The 24,683-nt window shown below is 45.0% G+C and carries 23 protein-coding genes; 12 read left to right on the top strand and 11 right to left on the bottom strand.

Features of this window, described 5'->3' with window-relative positions:
* The 5 genes from lpxA to bamA are packed head-to-tail and all read right to left on the bottom strand — an operon-like array spanning position 1 to position 5,166.
* Positions 1–774, bottom strand: coding sequence for an acyl-ACP--UDP-N-acetylglucosamine O-acyltransferase (gene lpxA, locus AKG33_RS01885; protein WP_012031018.1), 774 nt, complete (start codon positions 772–774; stop codon positions 1–3).
* Complete coding sequence (fabZ, locus tag AKG33_RS01880; protein ID WP_082203955.1) at positions 774–1,271, bottom strand: 3-hydroxyacyl-ACP dehydratase FabZ; 498 nt, start codon at positions 1,269–1,271, stop codon at positions 774–776. Before fabZ ends, lpxA begins: the two co-directional genes overlap by 1 nt.
* Positions 1,268–2,263, bottom strand: coding sequence for a UDP-3-O-(3-hydroxymyristoyl)glucosamine N-acyltransferase (gene lpxD, locus AKG33_RS01875; protein WP_050707867.1), 996 nt, complete (start codon positions 2,261–2,263; stop codon positions 1,268–1,270). The genes fabZ and lpxD overlap by 4 nt, the downstream gene beginning before the upstream one ends.
* Entirely contained in the window at positions 2,244–2,858 is a 615-nt protein-coding gene (locus tag AKG33_RS01870) for an OmpH family outer membrane protein (protein ID WP_012031015.1), read from the bottom strand. The genes lpxD and AKG33_RS01870 overlap by 20 nt, the downstream gene beginning before the upstream one ends.
* A gap of 7 nt (positions 2,859–2,865) precedes the next feature.
* Positions 2,866–5,166, bottom strand: coding sequence for an outer membrane protein assembly factor BamA (gene bamA, locus AKG33_RS01865; RefSeq protein WP_012031014.1), 2,301 nt, complete (start codon positions 5,164–5,166; stop codon positions 2,866–2,868).
* Positions 5,167–5,286: 120 nt separating this feature from the next.
* On the opposite strand from bamA, the gene aat reads away from it, so the two are divergent.
* Positions 5,287–5,967 carry a leucyl/phenylalanyl-tRNA--protein transferase gene (gene aat / locus AKG33_RS01860; RefSeq protein WP_012031013.1) on the top strand — a complete coding sequence of 227 codons (681 nt, stop codon included), beginning with the start codon at positions 5,287–5,289 and terminating at the stop codon, positions 5,965–5,967.
* Positions 5,968–5,974: 7 nt separating this feature from the next.
* Here aat and AKG33_RS01855 read toward each other — a convergent pair whose 3' ends face one another.
* From AKG33_RS01855 to AKG33_RS01835, 5 genes are read right to left on the bottom strand one after another with little or no spacing between them, the layout of a single operon-like run.
* Complete coding sequence (locus AKG33_RS01855) at positions 5,975–7,744, bottom strand: choline/carnitine O-acyltransferase (protein WP_041729503.1); 1,770 nt, start codon at positions 7,742–7,744, stop codon at positions 5,975–5,977.
* Positions 7,741–9,960: a DNA topoisomerase IV subunit A gene (parC, locus tag AKG33_RS01850; RefSeq protein ID WP_050707866.1), complete on the bottom strand. Its 2,220-nt coding sequence runs from the start codon at positions 9,958–9,960 to the stop codon at positions 7,741–7,743. Before parC ends, AKG33_RS01855 begins: the two co-directional genes overlap by 4 nt.
* A gap of 9 nt (positions 9,961–9,969) precedes the next feature.
* Complete coding sequence (gene parE, locus AKG33_RS01845) at positions 9,970–11,877, bottom strand: DNA topoisomerase IV subunit B (RefSeq protein WP_012031010.1); 1,908 nt, start codon at positions 11,875–11,877, stop codon at positions 9,970–9,972.
* Positions 11,878–11,882: 5 nt separating this feature from the next.
* On the bottom strand, positions 11,883–13,103 hold the full coding sequence (locus tag AKG33_RS01840; RefSeq protein ID WP_012031009.1) for a PilT/PilU family type 4a pilus ATPase: 1,221 nt from the start codon (positions 13,101–13,103) through the stop codon (positions 11,883–11,885).
* A gap of 12 nt (positions 13,104–13,115) precedes the next feature.
* Positions 13,116–14,189 carry a type IV pilus twitching motility protein PilT gene (locus AKG33_RS01835; protein WP_050707865.1) on the bottom strand — a complete coding sequence of 358 codons (1,074 nt, stop codon included), beginning with the start codon at positions 14,187–14,189 and terminating at the stop codon, positions 13,116–13,118.
* Positions 14,190–14,303: 114 nt separating this feature from the next.
* Between AKG33_RS01835 and proC the strand changes: the two genes are divergently transcribed.
* From proC to AKG33_RS01790, 9 genes are read left to right on the top strand one after another with little or no spacing between them, the layout of a single operon-like run.
* Positions 14,304–15,161 (top strand): pyrroline-5-carboxylate reductase, encoded by an 858-nt coding sequence (gene proC / locus AKG33_RS01830; protein ID WP_012031007.1) that lies wholly within the window; start codon positions 14,304–14,306, stop codon positions 15,159–15,161.
* Entirely contained in the window at positions 15,161–15,679 is a 519-nt protein-coding gene (locus AKG33_RS01825; RefSeq protein WP_012031006.1) for a YggT family protein, read from the top strand. Before proC ends, AKG33_RS01825 begins: the two co-directional genes overlap by 1 nt.
* A 24-nt stretch (positions 15,680–15,703) precedes the next feature.
* Positions 15,704–17,602: a tRNA uridine-5-carboxymethylaminomethyl(34) synthesis enzyme MnmG gene (gene mnmG / locus AKG33_RS01820; protein ID WP_050707864.1), complete on the top strand. Its 1,899-nt coding sequence runs from the start codon at positions 15,704–15,706 to the stop codon at positions 17,600–17,602.
* The gene (locus AKG33_RS01815; protein WP_012031004.1) at positions 17,599–17,796 is read left to right on the top strand and encodes a hypothetical protein; all 198 of its coding nucleotides are present in this window, start codon (positions 17,599–17,601) and stop codon (positions 17,794–17,796) included. The genes mnmG and AKG33_RS01815 overlap by 4 nt, the downstream gene beginning before the upstream one ends.
* A 4-nt stretch (positions 17,797–17,800) precedes the next feature.
* Positions 17,801–18,877 carry a 3-phosphoserine/phosphohydroxythreonine transaminase gene (gene serC, locus AKG33_RS01810; RefSeq protein WP_012031003.1) on the top strand — a complete coding sequence of 359 codons (1,077 nt, stop codon included), beginning with the start codon at positions 17,801–17,803 and terminating at the stop codon, positions 18,875–18,877.
* Positions 18,878–18,901: 24 nt separating this feature from the next.
* Positions 18,902–19,915 (top strand): quinone-dependent dihydroorotate dehydrogenase, encoded by a 1,014-nt coding sequence (locus AKG33_RS01805; protein ID WP_012031002.1) that lies wholly within the window; start codon positions 18,902–18,904, stop codon positions 19,913–19,915.
* 4 nt (positions 19,916–19,919) lie between these two features.
* Positions 19,920–20,423: a phosphatidylglycerophosphatase A family protein gene (locus AKG33_RS01800; RefSeq protein ID WP_012031001.1), complete on the top strand. Its 504-nt coding sequence runs from the start codon at positions 19,920–19,922 to the stop codon at positions 20,421–20,423.
* Positions 20,424–20,432: 9 nt separating this feature from the next.
* The gene (purB, locus tag AKG33_RS01795; RefSeq protein WP_050707863.1) at positions 20,433–21,806 is read left to right on the top strand and encodes an adenylosuccinate lyase; all 1,374 of its coding nucleotides are present in this window, start codon (positions 20,433–20,435) and stop codon (positions 21,804–21,806) included.
* 27 nt (positions 21,807–21,833) lie between these two features.
* Positions 21,834–22,343, top strand: a complete 510-nt coding sequence (locus AKG33_RS01790) for a disulfide bond formation protein B (protein WP_012030999.1) — start codon at positions 21,834–21,836, stop codon at positions 22,341–22,343.
* A 63-nt stretch (positions 22,344–22,406) separates the two neighbouring features.
* Here the strand turns inward: AKG33_RS01790 and AKG33_RS01785 are convergent, their stop codons facing one another.
* On the bottom strand, positions 22,407–23,267 hold the full coding sequence (locus AKG33_RS01785; protein ID WP_012030998.1) for a YicC/YloC family endoribonuclease: 861 nt from the start codon (positions 23,265–23,267) through the stop codon (positions 22,407–22,409).
* Positions 23,268–23,339: 72 nt separating this feature from the next.
* Between AKG33_RS01785 and rph the strand changes: the two genes are divergently transcribed.
* Positions 23,340–24,056 (top strand): ribonuclease PH, encoded by a 717-nt coding sequence (gene rph / locus AKG33_RS01780; RefSeq protein WP_012030997.1) that lies wholly within the window; start codon positions 23,340–23,342, stop codon positions 24,054–24,056.
* A gap of 2 nt (positions 24,057–24,058) precedes the next feature.
* A complete protein-coding gene (rdgB, locus tag AKG33_RS01775; RefSeq protein WP_050707862.1) occupies positions 24,059–24,649 on the top strand; it encodes an RdgB/HAM1 family non-canonical purine NTP pyrophosphatase in 591 nt (196 codons plus the stop codon).
* The last annotated feature ends 34 nt before the right edge of the window (positions 24,650–24,683 follow it).

Genomic DNA, 24,683 nt, shown 5'->3' with positions numbered 1-24,683 from the left:
TCAGCGGATCAGACCGCGTTTTCCGGTTTGTTGAATAAAATCAGCAATACGTTTTGCTGCCGGCGATTGTTGCGCTAAAAGATTGATTTTTTCGCGCGCTTCCGAAAGCAATAAATTTTCTTGATACAAACAATGAAACGCTTGCTTAATTGCCTCGATTTCGGTTGCCGGAATTTGATGACGGCGCAAACCTTCTTTATTAATGCCGGCTGCTTTTGCTGGCATACCAGCAACCATCGAATACGGCGGAACATTTTGTTTAACGCCGCTTGAAAACGCCAAAATACTATATGCGCCCACGTGCACAAACTGATAAACCAAAGCAAAACCGCCCAAAATCACATAATCTTCAATATGCACGTGTCCCGCTAAAGAAGCATTATTGGCGAAAATCGTATGGCTGCCGACCACGCAATCATGCGCAATGTGAACGTACGCCATAATCCAATTATCATCGCCGATTTTTGTTTCGCCACCGTCTTGAATCGTGCCACGGTTAAACGTGACAAATTCGCGAATCGTATTGCCATCGCCAATCGTCAACCATGTTTTTTCGCCGCCGTATTTTTTATCTTGCGGCATCGCGCCTAAAGAAGCGAATTGAAAAATGCGGTTATTTTTACCAATCCGCGTCGGCCCTTCAATAACCACGTGCGGACCAATTACCGTACCGCTATCAATATAAACTTCGTCGCCAATAACGCTATAAGCGCCGATTTCTACATCGCTGGCGATATGCGCTTGTGGGTGAATAATTGCCGTTTGATGAATCATCACGCTGCTCCTTTGCCCGCGCTGGTGCACATAATTTCTGCCGTACACACCACCGCATCGTCAACCGTTGCCCGTGCGTCAAATGACCAAATGCCGCGCCGTGAACGCAATAATTTAACTTCAAGGATTAATTGATCACCGGGCACCACGGTTTTACGAAAACGCGCTTTATCGATGCCGACGAAAAAATAAATTCCATCTTCTTCCGGCTCATCGGGTAAACCAGCTGCTGCTTTCGCGCTTTTTACGCCCAAAATGCCTGCCGCCTGCGCCATCGCTTCCACCACCAAAACCCCTGGCATCACCGCTTTATTAGGAAAATGCCCTTGAAAAAAAGGTTCATTTGCAGTCACGTTTTTTAACGCGTGAATATAATTTTGCGTTTCCAGCGCGATAATGCGGTCGATTAATAAAAACGGATAACGATGCGGCAAATAGCGGCGAATTTCTTCAATATCCATAATTGTAGTAGGCGTATTTTTCATTAAATCTGTCATTTTTCTTTTCCAAGTAAACGTAATTTTGCAACAAAGCGCTTCCATTTTGCCGCCGGCATTACAGGAATAAACGAACTGTAAACGCCGGCTTCAGTAATTGATTTTGTAATTGAGGAGTGACCGGTAAACTGCGCGCCGTCACAAATCGTAATATGACCGTTAAACACGCTCGCGCCGCCGACGACGCAATAGCGCCCAAACGTCACCGATCCCGCAATCACGCAACAGCCGGCAATTGCCGTGTGATCACCGATTTTTACGTTATGCGCGATTTGAATCAAATTATCTAATTTCACGCCATTACCGATGATCGTATTGTCTAACGTACCGCGATCAATCATCGTGCCGGCGCCGACTTCTACATCATCACCAATTTCCACGCCGCCTAATTGCGCCAATTCTTGCCAGTGATCGTCTTCAAAAACGTTACCAAAACCGCGTCCGCCGATGACAGCGTTGGACAAAATATGGCAGCGTTTGCCGATAGTTGTGCCGCGTAAAATGCGCGCGCCGCTGTCGATAACCGTATCGGCGCCAATTTTTACATCAGTATCAATATAAACCAGCGGCGCAATCACCGCGCCCGATTCAATTACTGCGCCCGATTCAATCACCGCCCCCGCGCCAATACTGACGTTATCTGCAATTTTCGTATTGGGATCGATGATCGCTTGTGGGTGAATCGCGCGCGTTTGCGTTTTATTTTGTGCGGCAAAATAATCGCTGACGATGCGCCACGCTTGACGCACGTTTGCCACCACGATTTGCGTTTTGCCAGCAGCGGATAACGCGGGATAATCGCGATCAACAAGCACGGTAGCGATTTGGCTATGTTGCGCTTCCTCTAAATAAACAGCTTCGGCTAAAAAACCAATATGATTTTTTTGACCGTGCGCAAGTGAACCAACATATGCCACCGTTTGCACGGCGCCTAAATGTTTACCATTAACCCAATGGGCAATGGTTTCTGAATTAATGTTTTGTTTTATCATGTGTTTTTTCTTCTTTTATTTTTGAATCGGCGGTATTTTTATCCAAAGATTGCGTTAAACGTTGGATAACGAGCGAAGTTAAATCGGCTTTTTCGCTGACGTAAATCACGCCCGTATCATTCAAAATCACGTCAAAACCATACTCTTTTGCCACCGCCAAAATTTCATCTAAAATTTGCCGCTGCAAACGCGTTAATTCCTCATTGCGGCGCACACTGTAGTTATCGTGCAAAGTATTTTCAAGATACGTAACATTGCGGCGCTTTTCGATTAATTTCCGTTCTAACGCTTCATCGTTTTGCAAATTATTATGCGTCAATGCTTGCCGCTCGAGTTCGCGCAATTCATTTTGCGCCGCACGCAATGCTTTTTGTTGCTGATCAAATTCCGCGTTTAACATGGTTTGCATCGCGGATAATTGCGGGCTGGATTGCAAAATTCGGCGAAAATTCACAAAAGCAACTTTTAAATCCGAAAGTTGAAAACCATTGACGGCAACGGTTTGTGGCGCCGGTTGAGGCGTTAAAACTTCTTGCGCCGTCGCGCTCACCGAAAGCCACAATAAAAAAACCAATATTTTTCGGCTGTTCATCATCGCGTTCCTAAAATGCCGTGCCCAACGTAAATTGCCATTTTTCTTCTTCGTCGCCGTCTTTTTTGTTTAGCGGCACCGCGTAATTCATATTTAACGGTCCAATTGGCGACAACCATTGCACAAAAACGCCGGTGGAATAGCGTAAATCCGAACGATCAAAATCCTTGATATCCGACCACGCATAACCGCCGTCTACAAATAATCCCACGCGAAAATTGCGCCCGCGTTGATTAAACGACACCGGCATCATAATTTCAGCACCGCCCGAGAGCAAAAAATCGCCGCCGGCAGCGTCGCCGTTGGCATATTTGGGGCCCAAAGTGCCGTAAGAATAACCGCGCACGGTTGACATACCGCCGGCGTAATAACGTCGATAAAACGGTAAAGCATCATAATCGCCGCCGTAACCCGCGCCGTAACTGATTTTGCCGTGAATATCAAAAATAAAAGAATCCGGTTTATTTTGGGAAAAATAGGTTTTGTTGTCGTAAGTGATTTTGTAATATTTCAAATCAGAACTGGGCAAAACAACTTCCGCACTAATCGAATTGCTGGCGCCGGTGCTGGGCACGTACGTATCATCGAGCGTGTTTTTCGTCCACGCGCCGGTGAGTACGAATTCATCAAATTGTTTACCGTGTTGTTGTAAAAAATCGGTAATTTCCGGCGAAACTTTATCTCCGGTTGCGATTTTAATCCGCCGATAACCGCCGCCTAAATAAATGTTTTGATATTCACTGATGGGATAACCAAAAGTAACCGTGGCATTTAATTGATCCGCCATCCAATCAGAAAGATGCTCTTTGTCGTAATCATATTCACTAAAATTAAAACGATAATTGGCACTCACACCGCTTTGCGTAAAATAAGGATCTGTAATATCAAAACCATAAGATTTGTAGTTTTCGCTGCGGGTAAAATTAAGCGCCAAACGATTACCACTGCCCCAAAAATTATCATCGTTATAATCAATGGATAATAAAGCACCGCTGCGTTGCCCATAGCCGATGCCGCCTTGAATATGGCTGGTGCTGCGCTCGGTGAGCGTAAATAAAACGTCTACTTGATCAGGGTGCCCGTCTACCGGAATTAAGGTTTGTTTGATTTCTTCTATTTGCGGTAATCGCCGAATGCGTTGCTGCGAACGTTCCAAATCGGAAGCCGAATAAGGCGCGGATTCTTGCTGCCGTAATTCACGGCGCAAAACCGTGTCGTATGATTTTTGATTACCGGCAAAATTAATGTGGCGCACCGTAATGCGCATTCCTTTCGTCACCGCAATATTGAGCGCAACTTCCTGAGTTAAAGTATTTTTTTCCGGTAACGCCACCACATCGGCGCGCGCAAAACCTTCATCAGCCAGCCGTTTTTTAATCGCTTCTAAAACTTCGTTAACCGCGCTGCGATTATAAACTTGATCTTTTTTTAACGGCGCCAAAGTGCTCAATTCTTCCGGTGTTAATGAAAAATCGCCGCTAAAACGATAATCAACCAAAGTATAAGGTTTTCCTTCATGCAAATTGATCGTTAAAAAAACTTTGGTTTTATCTTGCGACAATGCCGTTTGCACGGAAGTAATTTCAAAATCAAGAAAACCGCGGTCAAAATAAAAATCTTCTAAACGTTTTAAATCGGCATTTAAACGTTCGCCGTTGACGAGATCATCGCGGGTTAATCGTGACCAAAAACCCGTGGTATCCGTATCCAATAATTTGCGTAGCCGATCGCTGCTGTATCTTTGATTGCCGACAAATTGAATGGATTTAATTTGTGCGGTGCGTCCTTCATCGATAGCAAAATGAATGCGCACGCGCCCGCGCGGCAATTGCGTAACCGTCGGCGTAATGTGAATTTGAAATTTACTGCGCGCTTCATATTGTTCATATAATTGCCGCGTCATTTCTTGCAGCATCGCCGGATTATAAGCTTGTCCCTCGCTGATGCCGGAGGCGGAAAATACTTCTTTGATTTGACTGGTATTGATCGCGGTATTGCCGCTTAATTGAATTTCTGCGATGACGGGGAATTCTTCAACGTGCACAATTAACTGATTGCCGTCGCGCGCCATCGTTACCCGTGAAAATAAATTACTGGCATATAAATCGGTGATCGCTTGGCTGGTGATTTGTTCATCAATCCATTGATTCTTTTTAATCGGCAAATAAGAAAAAACCGTGCCCGCCGAAACCCGCTGCAAACCGTCAACACGAATATCTTCCACCAAAAACGATTGCGCAACCGCGCGACCAGCCCACAATATAGCAAGCGCACAAAACAATGTTTGGCGACGACACGGGTAAAAAATCATGAATTATTCCCAAAAAAAATCAAATGACGCATGATACCAAAAAGCCTAACCATTCGGAAAACCATTCTTTCGCGCCGAAAAATCATTACTATGCCCCTTTTTATGCATTGAGAAATTGTTATGCCTCGTATTTTTCCCGACGTTGCAACCGCTGATGATCAAGGTTTATTAGCTGTCAGCCGTACTTTAACCGCGGAATTAGCTTTTAGCGCACATTGTGAAGGCGTATTTCCTTGGTTTGAAAAAGACGACACCATTTTATGGTGGGCGCCTGATCCGCGGTGCGTCATTCCAACCGACCGCGCGCATTTAAGCCGTAGTTTAGGAAAAACGCTGCGCGATCCTGACTACCGCATCACTTTAGATATGGATTTTGCAGCAACCATTGATCATTGTGCTCGGCTGCACGGCAAAACGTGGATTACGCCGCTAATTCGAAAAACTTATACCCGTTTGCATCAACACGGATTGGCGCACAGCTGCGAATTATGGCGCGGTCAAGAATTAATCGGTGGTATGTATGGCGTGGGTTTAGATAAGATTTTTTGTGGTGAATCGATGTTTTCCGTGCAAAAAAGTGCTTCAAAAATTGTCTTATTATGGTTATGCGCTTATTTAGCTGAACACGGAGTTTTGTTGTTGGATACGCAATTTATGACGCCGCACTTAATGAGCATGGGCGCCGTTGAAATACCGCGCCAGCGTTATCAAACTTATTTAAGCGAGCAACCGCAGCGGTTGCGCGGAAATTGGGCGCAATCATCAGAACACCCTGCCGAAAAAATCAAACGTTGGTTTTAATCGTGCTTTATAGTTCAACTCTGCCGCTGTTTTTTAAAATATTGATGATTTGCCGATAACCACTATTGAGCGAGCGGCAAAAACGCTCGATTTCATTAATTTTGCTTCTTCGATGCGTAATAACAAAACTGATATGGCTGGCATCGAACGCATAATGAATGCCCATGCCGCGTTTATCCGGCGGCGCTACCGCGATATGAGAAGTGCACGCGCCATCAAATAAACGCATGGTGTGGATAAAAGGATTGGTTAAACTTTGAATTTGTGGGTGATTAAAAATCGGCACTTCAATCCCTTGAACTTTAGCAATGTGTTTTAACGCCAACCACCAGCCCCAAATGCCCAAACCTTCGCGCGTAATCCGCAGCCGCTTTTCATGCGCTTTAATCGCTTTTTCAAAATCTTCCACCGTGGCTTGATTATGCTGCAAACGTTGTACAAAACGAATGGAATCAACGGTTAACGGCGTAAACCAATCAAAGCGTCCATCTTGTAAATGACGCAAATCAACCAGTTCTCCCATCGGACGGATTTTGTGATACGTCTCCAATTGTCCAAATTGCAGCAATAAATGGCTAATTGCATCTTGATGATACGGTTTTAATAACGGCTGTTCCTGCGGAATAATGAAAATATCTTGAATCGTAATCATCCATTTTTCGGATTGACGCTGGTAATCATTTAACGCTTCCGACATCGCTTTAAACGTGCCGCCGGTTTCCTCATTGCGTCCACTGTCTGCGGCTTCCACCGTTTTGCGTCCGTCAATCGTCCAATTCATCGCTTGATAATTTAAATCCATCGGCAAATTGTTGTGCCGACATCTTAAAATGCATTCGTAATTATCGCGGGCAAAACCCATCATATCGCTGACGGTTGCCGGATCGAGATGGCTATGTTCAAAATGAACGTATAAACGATCATCTTTAAAGTGACTGATAAAATTCAATGGTTTATACGCCCAAAGATTATTGCCCTGACCAAAAGCTGCATCTAAAAGCGCATCTTCTTCCTCGCTAAAATGCGCGTCGTCAAGCGACAAAATAAACCACGCATTTTCCACCATTTTCATAATCTGATTATTTTCCGTGCGACTCAATAATTGCGCGCGGATTTCCAAGGCTTTTTCTGTGGGCAAAATAGACGGCAACGAAAACGGCAATTCATTGTTATTATTGGTGGTTTGCACCAATTCATAAAGCACATTTTCCAATTGCGCCGGCGTTGCCACCCGCGCTTTATCATCTGCAATTAAAACTTTCCACGCATAACCGCGATACAACACCACAATATGCCCCGATAAAGTCTGCGGTTCTTGAATCCAAAACTCATTGCGCGGCAAAGCAGGACGGCGCGCCGCCCCGCGCAAAATCGCCCATTGCGTCATATTAAGCAGTGTATTGTCGTGTTGAAGAGGCGGTAAATTGCCCGTTAAATAATCACAATGAACTTGTGCCATCGCAGCGGCAAAATGCGCCACCAGTTTTAATCCCGTTTGCGGCAAAACCCAATCAATTTTCATCACCATATTGCCGGCTAATGGCAGCGGCTCGTGTAATCCCAAAAATTGCCGGCGCCACAAATCAACCAACCATAACGCTGGCGATACGGCTTCCATTTGAATTTTTAACGCTTCATACAACGCTTTTCCTTCTTTTTCGGCAAAAGCATCAATCAAATTAAAAACATCGCGATCCGTGCCGACTAATGGTTCCAACCAAAATTTAAAACGATTAATCGCGGCAGAAAATTCCGGAAACGGTAACAACGGCATCATGGCATTATCACTTCAACATCAGCATTGCGAAACGGTTGCGGCAAATAAACGCCCTTTTGCCCGCGCGCGCCGCAATACGGCGCCCAATTTTGCGCATTTAATTGCATGCTGCGTTTACCGCTGGTTAATAAACAACTTGCTTGCGGCGGTAATATTAATAATTGTTTTAAGCGCACGCCTTGTATCCATTCTTTTTGAGTGATTGCCATGATTTTATTGCCTTTTCCTTTGGATTGTTGCGGCAAATCTCGCGCCGGAAAAATCAACGTCCGTCCCGTATTATCCAGTGCGCACAATAAAGATTCTTCATCAAAAAGCGGCAATAACGCCAGCGCGTTGGCTTTGCCTACATTAAGCACTGCTTTTCCTTTTTTCGTTTTTGCCACTAAATCGCTGCCTTTAACCACAAAACCGTAAGCATTATTCGCCGCTAAAACATAATATTGCTCAGGATCGAGCGCGGCAGCCGCCACGATTGTCGTTTTTTCAGCGAAAGAAAAATACCGCGATAATGGTTCGCCGTAACCGCGCGCGGAGGCAATATTGGCTAACGATAAAGCATAACAACGCCCATCATTGCCGCATAAAATCGCCGTTTGATCGGATTTGGCGGCGATTTGTAATAAAAATTCATCGCCACTTTTATACGCCAACGTTCGCCCATCAACTTGATGCGTTTTTGCCAAACGCACCCAAGCCATTTTGGATAAAACCAAAGTGACCGCTTCGCTCGGTTGCCACGCGCGCGCCGGCAATGCCGTTTTGGCATCGGGTTTAATAAACGTCGTTCGGCGCGGATCGGCATAATTTTGCGCGTCAGCGGCTAATTCATCGGCGATAAATTGTAAACGCGCGTCTCGGTTATCAATCAGATTTTGCAATGATTTTTGTTCATCGATCAACGTTTTTTCTTCTTGAACGATGGCGTTTTCCTCGAGTTTTGCCAGTTGCCGTAAACGAATATTCAAAATCGCTTCACTTTGCGCCGCAGTTAATGGCAAAGCCTGCATTAATGCCGTTTGCGCGTCATCGTGTTCACGAATGATTTGGATAACCGTATCAAGTTGTAAAAAAGCAATGCGCAAGCCGGCTAAAATTTCTAAACGCTCATTAAGCGCGTGCAAACGATAAGAAAGCCGCCGCATCACCGTTTGCTCGCGGTACGTTAACCATTCGCGCAATATCACAATCAACGGTTTAATTTGCGGTTTGCCGTCTAATCCAATCATATTTAATTGAATGCGCACGGTTTTTTCTAAATCCGTGGTGGCAAATAAATGCTGCATTAAACGTTTTTTATCAATACGATGAGAGCGCGGCAATAACACGAGCCGCGTGGGATTTTTATGATCGGATTCATCGCGCACCGCTTCCAGCCACAATAATTTTTTTTCTTGAATTTGCTGCGTGATTTGTTCTTGCACTTTGCTGCCGGAAACTTGATACGGCAATTCGTCAATCACAATATTATCTTTTTCAATGTGATAACTCGCCCGCAGCCGTACGCTGCCGCTGCCCGTGCGATAACAATGCGCGATTTCCTCGCGCGTATTGATCAATACGCCGCCCGTGGGAAAATCTGGCGCCGGCACGATTTGCAACAACGCTTCTTCACTCAATTGTGGATTTTTTAATAACGCCTGACACGCTGCCACAATTTCGCCCATATTATGCGGCGGAATATCCGTGCTCATGCCAACGGCAATCCCGCTGCCGCCGTTTAATAAAATATTGGGTAAACGCGCTGGAAGCGTTTTAGGTTCTTGCAATGTTCCATCAAAATTTGCCGTCCAATCAACGGTTTCTGGATTAAGTTCGGCTAATAAAGAATGCGCGTAAGCAGTGAGTTTTGATTCGGTATAACGCATGGCAGCAAATGATTTGGGATCATCAGCACTACCCCAATTGCCTTGCCCATCAATCAGCGGATAACGATAAGAAAAGTTCTGTGCCATTAAAACCATCGCTTCATAACAGGCAGAATCGCCGTGTGGGTGATACTTTCCTAATACGTCGCCGACGGTGCGCGCGGATTTTTTATATTTGGAACCGGCGGATAATCCTAATTCGCTCATCGCATAAACCAAACGCCGCTGCACGGGTTTTAAACCATCAGCCAGCGCGGGCAACGCGCGGTCGAGAATAACGTACATGGCATAATCGAGATAGGCTTTTTCAGTAAAAGCCGCTAAAGAATAATGTTCTTCTAATGGCATTAAAATCCTTTATTTATGTTCTTCCAGCGCATCAAGATTGCGCGCTTGATTGCCGTGCATTTCCAGCCATGCTCTGCGGTCGGCGCTGCGTTTTTTTGCCAATAATTTATCCATTAATGGATAGGTTTCTTCGGGATCGAAAGTCAGTTGTACCAGCCGCCGGCTATGAGGTTGCATCGTCGTTTCGCGCAATTGCTGCGGATTCATCTCGCCCAATCCTTTAAACCGCGTTACATTGATTTTGCCGGTATAACCCGTTCGCCGCTGCCGTTTTATCCATTCATTGCGTTCATCGTCATCTAAAGCATAAGCCACTTTTTTTCCGGCATCGAGACGATATAAAGGCGGCATCGCAACGTATAAATGTCCGGCGGCAACTAAAGCCGTAAAATGTTTTACCATTAACGCATTGATTAAAGTGGCAATATGCAAACCGTCAGAATCAGCATCTGCCAAAATACAAATTTTGCCGTAACGCAATCCCGATAAATCATCACTATCCGGCGCGACGCCAATGGCAACGGCAATATCGCGCACTTCCTGATTCATCATGATGTCATCGGCGGCAATTTCCCAAGTATTTAAAATTTTACCCCGCAACGGCAAAATCGCTTGCGTGTTGCGGTCGCGCGCTTGTTTCGCAGAACCGCCCGCGGAATCGCCTTCCACCAAAAAAAGTTCTGTTTCTTGTAATTCTTGGCTCAAACAATCCGCCAATTTGCTGGGCAGCGGCGCTCCTTGATGCCGTTTGCGCGGTGTTTTTTTTTGTTCGCGTAAACGTGCGTACGCGCGCTCGATGGCTAATTGCGCCAGCTTTTCGCCCCATTCGAGATGTTGGTTTAAAAATAAACCAAATCGATCGGCAATAATCGTATTGATCCACGCCGCGCACGTGCGCGAAGTCAATCGCTCTTTGGTTTGACTGGCAAATTGCGGCTCAGGAATTTTGATCGATAAAACATATTGGCAACCTTGCCAAATATCTTCCGGCAATAGACGCAATCCGCGCGGCAATAATTGCCGAAAATCGCAAAATTCCCGCAACGCATCAACTAATCCCGCGCGCAAACCGTTAACATGCGTGCCGCCGTCGAGTGTGGGAATGAGATTGGCATAACTTTCATTGATGGAATTGGTATTTTTAACCGTTTCCAACCACGAAAACGCAATGTCCAATTCGCCGTTTTCATCTTGATAATGCAGGGAAAAAGGTTGATCGGGAATGGTTGTTTCTTGATGCAACGCATCGGTTAAATAAGCAACCAAACCATTTTCATAACACCATTGATAGGATTTTTCTGTAGCGAGATGATGAAAATGTACCGTTAATCCCGCGCATAATACGGCTTTGGATTTGAGCGCGTGCAATAACCACGGTACGGAAAATTGGGCGTGTTCAAAATAATCTGGATTTGCCCAAAAGCGAACGCGGGTGCCGTGTTGATTTTTCGCGATTTTTTCGATTTTGCGCAGCGGTTCAATCACTTCTCCGTGCTCACAAACGATTTGATAACGAAAACCATCGCGGTCAATTTGAACTTCTAACCGCGATGACAACGCATTCACAACGGCAACGCCAACGCCGTGCAATCCGCCTGAAATAGCGTAGTTTTTTTGGGAAAATTTGCCGCCAGCGTGTAAGCGCGTCAAAATCAATTCAACGCCAGAAATTTTTTCGCCGGGGTGTTCATCAACGGGCATACCGCGTCCATCATCGCAAACGGCTAAAGAACCGTCTTCATAAAGTGTCACGTCGATCGCGTGGGCAAAGCCCGCTAAGGCTTCGTCCACACTGTTATCAATGACTTCTTGCGCTAAATGATCCGGTCGGGAAGTGTCGGTAAACATGCCCGGTCGGCGTTTGACGGGCTCGAGCCCTTTTAATAATTCAATATCTGAAGCTTGATAAGCACTCATCGAAGTTAGCGACCAAATTCCTTGCTGCGCATTTCTTCTTTGGCTTTTCTGATCAATTCCCGTTCCAAACGATCGTCAGAAAGCACGGTGTAACTATCGCCGGCGGTGCCCAAATCTTCTGGCAGACGACGTTTAGATTCGTTACGTACGCGAACGCGGAAGTTGTTAGCAGATTGAACGAATTGCAAAGCCGTATCGTATTCAATAATGCCTTCTTCATATAAATCAAAGATGCAACGATCAAAACTAAACACCCCGCGCGTTGCATCGCCCCGTTCCAAAACTTCGTGAATTTTATCAACTTGACCGTCGTGGATAAGCTGTTGAATATAAGGAGTATTCATCATCATTTCCATGGCAACTGCCCGACCGCCGCCGATTTTAGGAATAAGGCGTTGCGTGATTAAACAGCGCAAGTTTTCGGACAAGTCAAGTTGCAACTTTTCCCGTTGATCGAGTGGGAAGAAGTTATAAATCCGTTCCAAAGCTTGCACGGAGTTGGTGGCATGCAATGTTGCTAAACACAAGTGCCCCGTTTCAGCAAATTGCATCGCATAACCCATGGTTTCCACGTCCCGAATTTCCCCGATGAGGATAACGTCCGGCGCCTCCCGCAATGAACTTTTCAGCGCCGCGCCGTAGGTTTTCGTATCCACGCCGACTTCCCGTTGAATAACAACACAACTTTTACTTTTGTGCATAAATTCGATCGGGTCTTCTACGGTAATGATGTGGTTTTTAGTGCGTTCATTGCGAAAGTCAACCATTGAGGCGAGCGTGGTTGATTTACCGTTACCTGTTGCCCCGATGATGATAACGAGTCCACGTTTTACCAAAGAAAGTTCTTTAAGAATATGCGGTTGCGGTAAATTTAACTCTTCAATGGCGGGAATTTTTGCCGGAATTAACCGCATAACGATCCCCGGCATATTTTTTTGCATGTAAATGTTGACCCGCAAATACGTAACATTTGGCACTTCAACCATGATGTTACATTCGTAAGTTTTGAGGAATTCTTCAAAAGCTTCTGGACGCGAGATGGCTTTGGCGATGTTCATCACATCTTCTTCATCTAAAAAAGCTTCCTGTAAAAAATGGAGCTCCCCGTTGGTTTTAACTGCCACGTTATTTTGTGAATTGATAAAAATATCGGAGGCTTCTCGTTGGTGCGCAAATAACACCAAATTATCAAACCACTGCCGCAAAGTTTTTGGATCAAGATTCATGAATATTCCTCGTTACATAAAATTGTCTTTATCGTGGGCTTTTGAAGCTGCCAACATGCGATCAACTTTTCCTTCTTTCACTAAAGCAGATAAAGCCTGATCGAGCGTTTGCATGCCGTATTGTGAGCCGGTTTGAATTGTAGAATAAATTTGGGCAACTTTATCTTCCCGAATTAAGTTTTTCACCGCCGAAGTCCCCACTAACACTTCATGCGCTGCCACCCGTCCGCCGCCAATTTTTTTCAACAAAGTTTGCGCAATAACCGCGCGCAATGATTCCGAAAGCATGGAACGCACGAGTTGTTTTTCTTCCCCAGGGAAAACGTCGATAATCCGGTCAATTGTTTTTGCTGCAGAACTGGTGTGCAAAGTACCGAAAACCAAGTGCCCTGTTTCAGCGGCAGTCAATGCCAAACGAATAGTTTCCAAGTCCCGCAACTCCCCAACGAGAATAATATCAGGGTCTTCCCGCAAAGCTGCCCGCAGCGCATTGGAGAAACTTTGCGTATCGCGGTGCACTTCCCGTTGATTGACCAAACATTTTTTAGATTCATGCACGAATTCGATCGGGTCTTCAACCGTTAGAATATGTTCATGGCGATTATTATTGATATGGTCGATCATCGCTGCCAAAGTGGTAGATTTTCCGGAACCGGTCGGCCCCGTAACTAAAACTAATCCGCGCGGAACGTCAATAATATCTACGAATTTTGCCGGCGCTTTTAAATCTTCCAGCGACAAAACTTTACTCGGAATCGTCCGGAACACGATCCCCATGCCGCGGTTTTGTTGGAAAACGTTAACCCGAAATCGAGAAACACCGCGAATTTCCGTAGAAAAGTCCGCTTCCCATTTTTCTTCAAAACTTTTCATTTGCGCGTCCGTCATAATGCCGAAAATCATATCGCGCATTTGTTGGTTTTGTAGCGGCTGCAAGTTGAGCCGTCTCACGTCCCCGTCTATCCGAATCATCGGCGGAACACCACAACTCAAATGCAAGTCAGACGCGCCCTGTTTTTGAGCAAATCGTAATAAATCGTCTAGTTTAAGTTCTTTTTTTTCACTTTCTAAGCTTTCATCCGTCATGGTTTGTCCTTATTGATTGAAAAATGATAAGAAGAGGAAACAGCGGGCTGTTCTGCCGACCAAGAAAACATGATACCATCGCCTGCCGTATTTTGTTGATAGGAGAGGCGCAAAATGGAAGCAGATGGCAACATTGGATTTATTGGCGCAGGACATATAAACAGCGCAATTATCCGCGGATTGCTCAATGATGAGGATTCCTTTAACCGTCAGCGATTGATGATAGCAACGCGCAGCGTTGAATCGAGCCTTGCTGCCGCTAAAGATTTTGGCGTTTATACCACAAATCACATCGAAGATATTCTTGCAAAAGCGCAATATATTGTGATCGGTGTGAAGCCTCAAGATATGCATGCATTGCTGATGCAGCTCTGTCAACATGATTTATCCGAACACGTGATCATAACGCTTGCCGCTGGCATTAAAATTGAAGATTATCGCAAAATTTTAGGCGATGAAGTCACCATCGTGCGCGCGATGCCGAATATTGCGGCATCTGTTCAAGCGGCGTTAACTGGCATTTATAGCGATGACGGTTTGAGTGAACATGATGAAAATCTCATTGAAGATATTTTCTCCGCCATTGGTTCTACGGCGTGGTTAGACGACGAAATTCAATTAGACGGCATCACCGCGCTTTCAGGAAGCGGCATTGCTTATTTTTATCGATTAATGCAAGCGATGGCGCAAGCTGGAGAACAATATGGTTTTGAAAAACAAGAACTTTACGACATCATCACATTAACCGCGTTAGGCGCGGCAACGCTTGCCGTAGAATCTATTGATGACGTTGAACAAAACGCCGATTTTGCAACTTTTATTGATCAAATTGCGGTTAAAGGCGGCACAACCGAACAAGCAATTACCGTCTTTAATCAGCAAAATTTAGATGAAATGGTGCAAACTGCAATGCAAAAAGTTGTTGGGCGCAGCCATGAATTAGGCGAAGCATTAACGAAGGATTGGGCATAATGAATCTTGTCATTTTTGCAATTCGCTGCGCCATTGCCGTGTTTATTATTCGTTTTCACGTCAACAGATATCATCTTGAATATAACACCGTCGCCGTGCAACTGAATCGTTTAACAGAACCATTAACGCTGCCTTTTTCTAAAATGTTGCCGAAAAATCAGCGTTTTGATTGGGCGGCGCTTATCGTTGCCGCCATTATTGCCGTTTTAGGTGGTTGGGTTTTAACTTCTTCTTTGTTACTTTCTTTGCCGTTTGGCATCATCTTTTTTCTGTGTACTACGTGGCTTTTGGTCACGATGTATGCCATTTTTATCATCGTGATCGCCTCGTGGTTGCAAGTGCCGCAGCAACAAATGTTTTTACAAGTGGCAGTGGTATGTACGCAATGGCTGATGCAACCGTTGCAGCGCTTAATTCCATCGGTTGCGGGATTAGATTTTTCACCGATTGTGGCATTGTTTGCCATCAGTTTTGTCAATACCAGCATGATGAAACTGCTTTCCGCACTCTTCCTCTGATCTTAATTTTTTCGAAGAAACATCATGCATTATCCAGATTTATTTGACGTCATCGTTGTCGGTGGCGGTCATGCCGGCGTAGAAGCTGCGTGTGCGGCAGCGCGCATGGGTTGCGACACTTTATTATTAACGCAAAATATTGAAACTATTGGACAAATGAGCTGCAATCCTTCGATCGGCGGCATCGGGAAAGGACATTTAGTCAAAGAAATTGATGCATTAGACGGCGTGATGGCGCGCGCCACCGATCGCGCCGGCATTCATTGGCGGATTTTAAATCGCCGCAAAGGCGCAGCAGTACAAGCAACGCGCGCACAAGCTGACCGCGTGTTATACAAAGCCGCGGTACGCGCTTTGGTAGAAAAACAAGAACATTTACGCGTTTTTCAGACGGAAGTAAGCGGTATTTTATTAAACGGCGAAACCGTTATCGGCGTTTCCAGTCAACATAAAATCGATTTTCACGCCAAAACCGTCATCATCACCGCGGGCACATTTTTAGGCGGCAAAATTTATGTTGGGTTAAATTATTTCGTTGGCGGTCGCGCGGGCGATCCGGCAGCTTTAGAATTAGCCAATAAATTGCGCGATTTACCGTTTGAAACGCACCGCATGAAAACAGGAACACCGCCGCGTATTGATGCGCGTAGCATTGATTTTTCGCAAATGAGCGAACAATTAGGCGATGAACCGCTGCCGGTTTTTTCTTATTTAGGCAACGTCAACGAACACCCGCGGCAAATTCCTTGTCACATTACGCATACCAACACGCAAACGCATGATATTATTCGTGAATATATCGATCAAGCGCCTATGTATGCCGGCGTGATTAAAGATGCATTTGGACCGCGTTATTGTCCGTCGATTGAAGATAAAGTAATGCGGTTTCACGATAAAACCAGCCACCAAATTTTTCTGGAGCCGGAAAGTTTAACGACCAATGAAATTTACCCCAACGGCATTTCAACCAGTTTACCTTTTGAAGCGCAATTAAAATATGTCCACACTATCAAAGGGTTAGAACAAGCGATTATTACGCGTCCCGGATATGCAATTGAATATGATTTTTTCAATCCACAGGGATTGCGTTATACCCTTGAAACAAAAGCCATTAAAAATCTCTTTTTTGCCGGTCAAATTAACGGCACCACGGGTTATGAAGAAGCAGCCGCGCAGGGATTGCTCGCCGGCATTAATGCCGCGTTGCGCGTTTACGATAAAGAAGGCTGGTATCCGCGCCGTGATCAAGCTTATTTGGGCGTTTTAATCGATGATTTAATTACGCAGGGAACGCGCGAGCCGTATCGCATGTTTACCAGTCGCGCGGAACATCGTTTATTGCTGCGCGAGGATAATGCCGATCAACGTTTAACCGCAATTGGCTATCAATTAGGTTGCGTTGGCAGCGCGCGCATGAAACAGTTTGACGCGAAAATGGCGGCGGTTGCGCACGCCAGCGATCAATTAAAAAAATTATTAATTCCTGCCGATCGGTTATCAGGATTAACGCATAATACATATGCCGCAGAATTGTTAAAACGACCAGAAATTGACGTGCGCGCCGTTTTGGCGTTGGCAAACGTGCCGCCCGATGAATATCCCAGCGATGAAGTGATTGAACAGATTGATATTGCTGCTAAATATTCGGGTTATATTCAACGGCAATATGAAGAAGTGGCAAAATTGCAAAAAAATCGCGCGCAAAAATTGCCAGTGCCGTTTGATTATCGAAAAGTGACGGGATTATCAGCAGAATTGGCAGAAAAATTGCAAAAAGTTCAACCGCACGATTTGGATCAAGCGGCAAGAATTGCAGGCATGACGCCGGCAGCGTTATCTCTTTTATTGATTTATTTTAAAAAACATACGCAACCATTATCCAATAGTGAAAAAGGTGGCGATTGTGTAGGGGAAAAATTATGAAGTTTTTATCTCGCGCGAATACTCCGCGTCTTTATTGGGAAAAACTGAAAACGCAGGATCGGCATGTGCCCGATTTATATCGCAGCCCCATCCCGGGCGGTTGGCTTATCAGCAACGGATTAGATGGCGGTTTAACGTTTATTCCCGATGCCGATCATCAATGGGACGGCAACAGTTTACCGATTTTGGAGTAATCACATGTCAAAGCGTGTTTTTAACTTTTATCCCGGTCCTTGCACATTGCCTCTGCCCGTTTTGCAACAAGCACAAAAAGAATTACTCGATTTTGAAGGTTGCGGCATGTCGGTGATGGAAATTTCTCACCGCAGCCAGCGTTTTGAAGCAATTTTGGCAGAAACTTTATCGTTGGCGAAAAAACTCATCGGCGCGCCTGATGATTTTTGTGTTTTGCTGATTGCCGGCGGCGCGCATCAACAATTTGCTATGACAGCTTTAAATTTGCTGGCTGACGGCGGCAGTGCGGGCATCGTCAACAGCGGTTTATGGGCAAAACGAGCGTTAGAAGAAGCGCAGCGCGTGGGAAAAATGGTGGAATTGTGGCGCGCGCCCGATGGAAAATGCACCACTTTGCCCGATTTAAAAACGTTAACCGTTCCCAAAAATTTGCGATATGTGCATTTAACCAGTAATGAAACGGTAGACGGTTTGCAGTTTCCCGAATTGCCCGATTTGGGCGTGCCGCTGGTGTTAGATGTTTCTTCCGATTATTACACGCGCCCGTTGCCTTGGGATTATTGCGATATCGTCTACGGCGGCGTGCAAAAAAATTTAGCGCCGTCAGGCATGGCATTAGTTTTTGTGCGGAAACAATGTTTACGTGAACATACAAATCTGGCGCGCTTTTTCTGTTATAAACATCATGCTGATGCCAACTCTTTACTCAATACGCCGCCGACTTGGCAAATTTATATTTTGCATTTGGTTTTAAAATGGATAGAACAACAAGGCGGTGTGGCGCATTTTGCGGCGCTGGCGCAGAAAAGATCCGCAAAACTCTATGATTTTATTGATAATAACGATTTTTACCGCAATGACGTAGAAAAAAAATACCGCTCAAAAATTAACGTGGTGATGAGAACGCCGTCCGATGCTTTGGATACGCAATTTTGGCAAGAAGCCGAAACGCACGCTTTGGTGGGATTAAAAGGTCATTCAGCGGTGGGCGGTTTGCGCGCGAGCCTTTATAACGCGATGGAAATGGCAGGCGTGGAAGCATTAATTGATTTTATGCATGATTTCGCGCAGCGCCATTAACGTTTTATTTTTTAAGGAGTTTTAATGAATCCCTACCCTCATTTGCGCCCGCTATTATTTTGTTTAAATCCAGAAATCGCGCATAACCTCACCCTGCAAATTTTATCGCGCGCGGCAGTATTCATACCGCGCATAAAAGCTGGAAATCCCATTCATTTATTAGGACATACTTTTCCCAATCGTTTGGGACTCGCCGCGGGTTTAGATAAAAACGCGGTAGCAATTTCTGCTTTTGATCGCTTGGGTTTTGGTTTTATTGAAGTGGGCACGGCAACGCCGCGTCCGCAATCAGGCAATCCCAAACCGCGTTTATTTCGTCTGCCCGAGCATCAAGCCATCATTAACTGCATGGGATTTAATAATGACGGCGTCGTTGCTTTGTGCCAACAAGTTGCCGCGGTGAAAAAACGCACGCGCGCGCTCATCGGCATTAATATCGGTAAAAATAAATTAACGCCCAATGAACGCGCCGCCGATGATTATTTAATTGCGATGAGCACGGCTTATCCGTATGCAGATTATTTGGCGATTAATATTTCCAGCCCGAATACCGTCGGTTTGCGCGATTTGCAACACGGCGCGGCGCTTTGCGAATTATTGCAACGTTTGAAAACGGAACGCGATAAATTAAGCGCGGTTTATGAGAAAACCGTGCCGTTGTTAGTGAAAATTGCGCCGGATAATGAACGCGAGCAATTAGATGAAATGCTTTCAATTATTGAAGACAGCGGCATTGATGGCATCATTGCCACCAATACAACTTTAGATAAAACTGCCGTGACGGGACACCGTTATGCCGATGAACAAGGCGGATTGTCGGGCAAACCGTTAACGGAAAAAAGCACCAAAATCATTGCTCACATTCGCGAGCGTTTGCCCGATTTGCCACTGATTGCATCGGGCGGCGTGATGAGCGCTGATGATTATTACGCCAAACTCGAAGCCGGCGCCGATTTAGTGCAAATCTACAGCGGCTTGATTTATCACGGCCCGCAATTGATTAAGGACTGCTTACGCATGCCCTCGCCGCAGCGTTAATCTTATGAATAAAAAAACGAATTACCCAACTTTTGCATTTATTTGCCGCCGTCCGGCGTATTTTTGCGCGTTTGGTTTGGGCAGCGGTTTATTGCGTCCGGCATCGGGAACGTGGGGCACTTTAGCGGCGCTGGGATTGGCGTTGCCTTTTTTGTCTTTTTTACAAAATATTTATTTTGCCGCCCCGTTTTTATTGTGTGCTTTTATGTTCGGCGTTGATGTTTGCACGAAAACCAGCCGCGCGTTAGGCATTCACGATCACGGCGGCATTGTTTGGGATGAATTTGTCGCAATGTGGTTGGTGCTTTCTTTAATGCCGGCAGCGTTTATGCATTCTGTTTACGCTATTATCGGCGCTTTTTTAGCGTTTCGCTTTTTTGATATTGGTAAACCGTTTCCCATCAATTGGTTAGATAAAAATACCCGCGGCGGTTTTGGCATCATGATTGATGATATTGTGGCGGCGGTTTACGCGCTTGGATTTTTATGGTTTATTTTTTTGGTTTAAAGGACAATTATGACGGCTCAAAATCATGCATTAACGGCAATTTCTCCCATCGATGGACGTTATGCGGAAAAAACGGCGGTTTTACGCACTATTTTTAGCGAATATGGTTTGATCAAATATCGTTATCGCGTGGAATTACAATGGCTGCGTTTTTTAGCCAATCATGATGGAATTCCAGAATTGCAGGCGTTATCGCCCAGCGCAGAACAATTTTTACAACAACTTTCCGAACAATTTGACGAACATAAAGCGCTCGAGATCAAAGCGATTGAAAAAACAACGAATCACGACGTTAAAGCCGTGGAATATCAATTAAAAAAAGATTTGGCAACGCACGATGAATTAGCAACAAAAATTGAATTCGTGCATTTTGCCTGCACCAGCGAAGATATTAATAATTTATCGTATGCATTGATGTTAAAAGACGGGCGCGATGTTCTTTTGCAAATGTATCAAGAAATATCAAATCAAATCAAACAAATAGCTTTAGCAGAACAAAATACCGCTTTTTTAGCGCATACGCACGGACAACCCGCGAGCCCAACCACGCTCGGCAAAGAATTTGCCAACGTAGTTTTTCGGATAAAACGGCAATTGTCGTTACTCGATTCTCAAGAAATGTTGGGCAAAATCAACGGTGCGGTCGGCAATTTTAATGCGCATCATGTGGCTTATCCGGACGTTGATTGGCAACGCAGCGCGCAGCAATTCGTTGAGCAATTGGGATTGACGTACAATCCGCTCACCACGCAAATCGAACCGCACGATTATATCGCAGAATTATTGCATACTTTAAGCCGTATCAATGTGATTTTATTAGATTTTTGCCGCGATGTTTGGACGTATATCAGCTTGAATTATTTTAAACAAAAAGTAATTAGCGGTGAGGTGGGCTCATCAACGATGCCGCATAAAGTTAACCCCATTGATTTCGAAAATGCGGAAGGTAATTTCGGTTTAGCCAACGCGCTTGCCGAACATTTAGCGCATAAATTGCCCATTTCTCGAATGCAACGCGATTTAACCGATTCAACGGTGTTGCGCAGTTTGGGCAGCGTTTTTGCGTATACAGTTATTGCTTTAGCGTCTTTGAAAAAGGGATTGACGAAACTCGAAACTAATCACGCCGCCATTGCTGCCGATTTAGCGGCAAATCCAGAAGTTTTAGCGGAAGCCGTGCAAACGGTGATGCGGCGTTACGCGATTCCAGAACCGTATGAAAAATTAAAAGCGTTAACGCGCGGACAAAAAATCACGCCGGAAATTTTGGTAACTTTTATCGATGGTTTGGATTTGCCAGAAGAAGTTAAAGCGCGGTTGCGCGGTTTAACGCCGAAAGATTACGTCGGACTCGCACAAAAGCTGGCGCAATGCGTACAATAGAAATCATCGTTTTTTAAGGAGTCAAAAATGACCGATGCGCAAAAAAGAATGACGCTTGCCGTTTGCGGTTTGGGTTCTTGGGGATTGATTTTATTTTCGTGGTTGGTATTGGAAAAAATGCTATATCTCAATCCCTGCCATTTATGCATGATGCAACGTTTGGCATTTTTATTGATTGGTTTGGCGTTTTTGCTTGATGCCGCTTTTTTCCCGCAAAGCGTTTGGGGATCGTGGCTGATGAAATTTTTAAAATATGCCAGCATTTTTTTGGGCATCGGTTTAGCCGCGCGTCATCTTTATATTCAAAGTTTACCGCTGGAAAAAGCGCCAAAATGTGGTTTAGATTTTTGGGCAACTTTGGAACACAAAGGTTACCTCGAAGGTTTATGGCAATCGATGCAAGGAACAGGATCCTGCGCAGCAAAAGACACATTTTTAGGATTAACCATTCCCACGTGGTCAATGATGGGATTTTTAGTGCTGCTCGTCATTGCCGTTATTTGTGAAAATAATAAACCGTTGTTTCGTATCAAATAAAATGGATTATTGAACAATAATCCATTGATTTTTATCGATAAACGGGCGCAGGCGTTTAAATCGTTATTCCAGATTTTGCACCTGCTCCCGCATCTGCTCAATAATCACTTTTAAATCTACCGCCGCCGCGCTTAATTGATTGTCATAAACTTTCGCGCCTAACGTATTGGCTTCTCGATTAAATTCCTGCATTAAAAAATCCATTCGTCTGCCCACCGCGCCGTCATCGGCTAAAGTATTGCGCGCTTGATCGATATGAAAATGCAGCCGATCAATTTCTTCTTTAATATCCATCTTACTGATTAAAAAGAATAATTCTTGTTCAAAACGCTGCGGATCCACTTCCAATTGTAATGTCGCGATTTTTTCTTGAATTTGTTGCGTCAACGTTGTTGAAATCATCGGCACGCGTTCTTCAATTGCCAAAACTTGCGCTTCAAGTTTATTGAGTTGCTCGTGTAACGTGCCTTCGATCAATTCCCCTTCCCGCGCGCGCATCGCTAATACTTGCGCCAGCGCCTGATCAAACGTTTCTAAAATTGCCGCCGATAATCCTGCGTCATCGTCCAAACTTTCTTGCATCACGCCCGGCAAAGAAAGCATCGTTGCCCAATCCGGTTTTCCCAACGATTGAAAAGCGCCGCTGTCCGAAAAAATCAATAACCAACGCTTTAATTGCTGCGTATTTAATACTAAATTTTTCTCGCCGCGGTCGGAATGAAAATTCACCCAACAATCAATTTTTCCGCGGTAAAAAGTTTCCTGACATTTTTCGCGCAGCGCGCTGTCTAATAAACGCAAACGTTCCGGCAAACGCGGCGCAATTTCTAAAAAACGATGATTTACCGTTTTAATTTCCACACTAAAAACTTGCCCTTTAAATTCACCGTCGGCGCGGGCAAACGCGGTCATACTCATTCGCATTGAAACCTCCATTTTAAGGCGGCAATCATAACAGCCTTTGTTAAAATGACGTGTTTTTTATAGGAGAAAATTATGCGTCCTCATCATCGTTTGCCGGATCAAATGCGCGAACTTCATATTGAACGCGCCGTTAATTGTCATGCAGAAGGTTCTGCTTTAATTACTTTGGGACGTACGCAAGTTTTGTGTACCGCCAGCATTGAAGAACGTGTGCCGCCCTTTTTGCGCGGACAAAATCAAGGTTGGGTAACGGCAGAATACGGCATGTTGCCGCGCGCCACGCACGAACGCAGCACCCGAGAAGCCGCCAGAGGAAAACAACAAGGACGCACGCAAGAAATTCAACGCTTAATTGGGCGATCTTTGCGCGCCGTGGTTGATTTATCCGCGTTAGGAGAACGTTCTATTACGTTGGATTGTGATGTTTTGCAAGCCGATGGCGGCACGCGTACCGCAGCAATCAGCGGCGGATTTATTGCGCTTGCTGATGCCATTCGCGTTTTAATGCAACAAGGTCGTTTAAAAGCAAATCCTTTGCGCGGTCAGCTGGCGGCGGTTTCCGTGGGATTTTATCAAGGAGAAGCATTATTGGATTTGGAATATTGCGAAGATAGCGCCGCGGAAACAGATATGAATATCGTTATGAACGATGCCGGCGCGTTGATTGAAATTCAAGGAACGGCGGAAGGACGCGCTTTTTCACGGCAAGAAATGAACGCGTTACTCGATTTAGCCGAAAAAGGCATTAGTGAAATTATGGCGGAACAACGCCGCGTTTTAGGATTATAAAAATGGAAAATACCATCGTACTGGCGAGCAATAATTCCGGCAAAATTGCGGAATTTCAAAGTCTTTTTGCGCCGCTTTCTTATCGCATCGTGCCGCAGAGTAATTGGCGCATTGATGACGTTTGCGAAACGGGTTTAAGTTTTGTGGAAAACGCTTTACTCAAAGCGCGCCACGCGGCAAAAATCAGCGGTTTACCGGCAATTGCTGACGATTCGGGATTAATGGTTACGGCGTTAAATGGTGCGCCGTCAATTTATTCTGCGCGTTATGCCGGTGGTCACGGTGATGACGTTGCTAATAATGCTAAATTATTGAAAGAAATGGAATTAATTGATGATCGGCGGGCGATGTTTGTCAGCGTGATTGTTTATTGTCGCCACGATGAAGATCCTTTGCCGCTCATTGCTACCGGCACTTGGACGGGCGAAATTTTGCGCGCGCCGCGCGGCGACCGCGGTTTTGGTTACGATCCTCTTTTTTGGTTGCCCGAATTGGGAAAATCTGCCGCAGAATTAACGTTGGCAGAAAAGAATCAAATCAGCCACCGCGGAAAAGCGTTGCGCGCTTTTTGTGCTTTATTTCAAGAAAATTAAATTTGAAAATCCACTCAACGCAATCGATATTTAA

Origin of the sequence: Dichelobacter nodosus, from assembly GCF_001263335.1 — a bacterium.
Classification (GTDB): Bacteria; Pseudomonadota; Gammaproteobacteria; order Cardiobacteriales; family Cardiobacteriaceae; genus Dichelobacter; species Dichelobacter nodosus.
Note: the sequence above shows the minus strand (reverse complement) of the source record. Positions and strands in the feature narration are given on the sequence as shown.

Excerpts from the sequence above, each read along its gene's own strand:
- AKG33_RS01825 (WP_012031006.1), top strand. The coding sequence starts at position 15,161 with ATGAATCTTGTCATTTTTGCAATTCGCTGCGCCATTGCCGTGTTTATT.
- lpxD (WP_050707867.1), bottom strand. The coding sequence starts at position 2,263 with ATGATAAAACAAAACATTAATTCAGAAACCATTGCCCATTGGGTTAAT.
- AKG33_RS01855 (WP_041729503.1), bottom strand. The coding sequence starts at position 7,744 with ATGATGCCGTTGTTACCGTTTCCGGAATTTTCTGCCGCGATTAATCGT.
- proC (WP_012031007.1), top strand. The coding sequence starts at position 14,304 with ATGGAAGCAGATGGCAACATTGGATTTATTGGCGCAGGACATATAAAC.
- AKG33_RS01805 (WP_012031002.1), top strand. The coding sequence starts at position 18,902 with ATGAATCCCTACCCTCATTTGCGCCCGCTATTATTTTGTTTAAATCCA.
- fabZ (WP_082203955.1), bottom strand. The coding sequence starts at position 1,271 with ATGACAGATTTAATGAAAAATACGCCTACTACAATTATGGATATTGAA.
- mnmG (WP_050707864.1), top strand. The coding sequence starts at position 15,704 with ATGCATTATCCAGATTTATTTGACGTCATCGTTGTCGGTGGCGGTCAT.
- lpxA (WP_012031018.1), bottom strand. The coding sequence starts at position 774 with ATGATTCATCAAACGGCAATTATTCACCCACAAGCGCATATCGCCAGC.
- AKG33_RS01815 (WP_012031004.1), top strand. The coding sequence starts at position 17,599 with ATGAAGTTTTTATCTCGCGCGAATACTCCGCGTCTTTATTGGGAAAAA.
- bamA (WP_012031014.1), bottom strand. The coding sequence starts at position 5,166 with ATGATTTTTTACCCGTGTCGTCGCCAAACATTGTTTTGTGCGCTTGCT.
- aat (WP_012031013.1), top strand. The coding sequence starts at position 5,287 with ATGCCTCGTATTTTTCCCGACGTTGCAACCGCTGATGATCAAGGTTTA.
- serC (WP_012031003.1), top strand. The coding sequence starts at position 17,801 with ATGTCAAAGCGTGTTTTTAACTTTTATCCCGGTCCTTGCACATTGCCT.
- rdgB (WP_050707862.1), top strand. The coding sequence starts at position 24,059 with ATGGAAAATACCATCGTACTGGCGAGCAATAATTCCGGCAAAATTGCG.
- parE (WP_012031010.1), bottom strand. The coding sequence starts at position 11,877 with ATGAGTGCTTATCAAGCTTCAGATATTGAATTATTAAAAGGGCTCGAG.
- AKG33_RS01840 (WP_012031009.1), bottom strand. The coding sequence starts at position 13,103 with ATGAATCTTGATCCAAAAACTTTGCGGCAGTGGTTTGATAATTTGGTG.
- AKG33_RS01790 (WP_012030999.1), top strand. The coding sequence starts at position 21,834 with ATGACCGATGCGCAAAAAAGAATGACGCTTGCCGTTTGCGGTTTGGGT.
- AKG33_RS01835 (WP_050707865.1), bottom strand. The coding sequence starts at position 14,189 with ATGACGGATGAAAGCTTAGAAAGTGAAAAAAAAGAACTTAAACTAGAC.
- AKG33_RS01800 (WP_012031001.1), top strand. The coding sequence starts at position 19,920 with ATGAATAAAAAAACGAATTACCCAACTTTTGCATTTATTTGCCGCCGT.
- AKG33_RS01870 (WP_012031015.1), bottom strand. The coding sequence starts at position 2,858 with ATGATGAACAGCCGAAAAATATTGGTTTTTTTATTGTGGCTTTCGGTG.
- AKG33_RS01785 (WP_012030998.1), bottom strand. The coding sequence starts at position 23,267 with ATGCGAATGAGTATGACCGCGTTTGCCCGCGCCGACGGTGAATTTAAA.
- purB (WP_050707863.1), top strand. The coding sequence starts at position 20,433 with ATGACGGCTCAAAATCATGCATTAACGGCAATTTCTCCCATCGATGGA.
- parC (WP_050707866.1), bottom strand. The coding sequence starts at position 9,960 with ATGCCATTAGAAGAACATTATTCTTTAGCGGCTTTTACTGAAAAAGCC.
- rph (WP_012030997.1), top strand. The coding sequence starts at position 23,340 with ATGCGTCCTCATCATCGTTTGCCGGATCAAATGCGCGAACTTCATATT.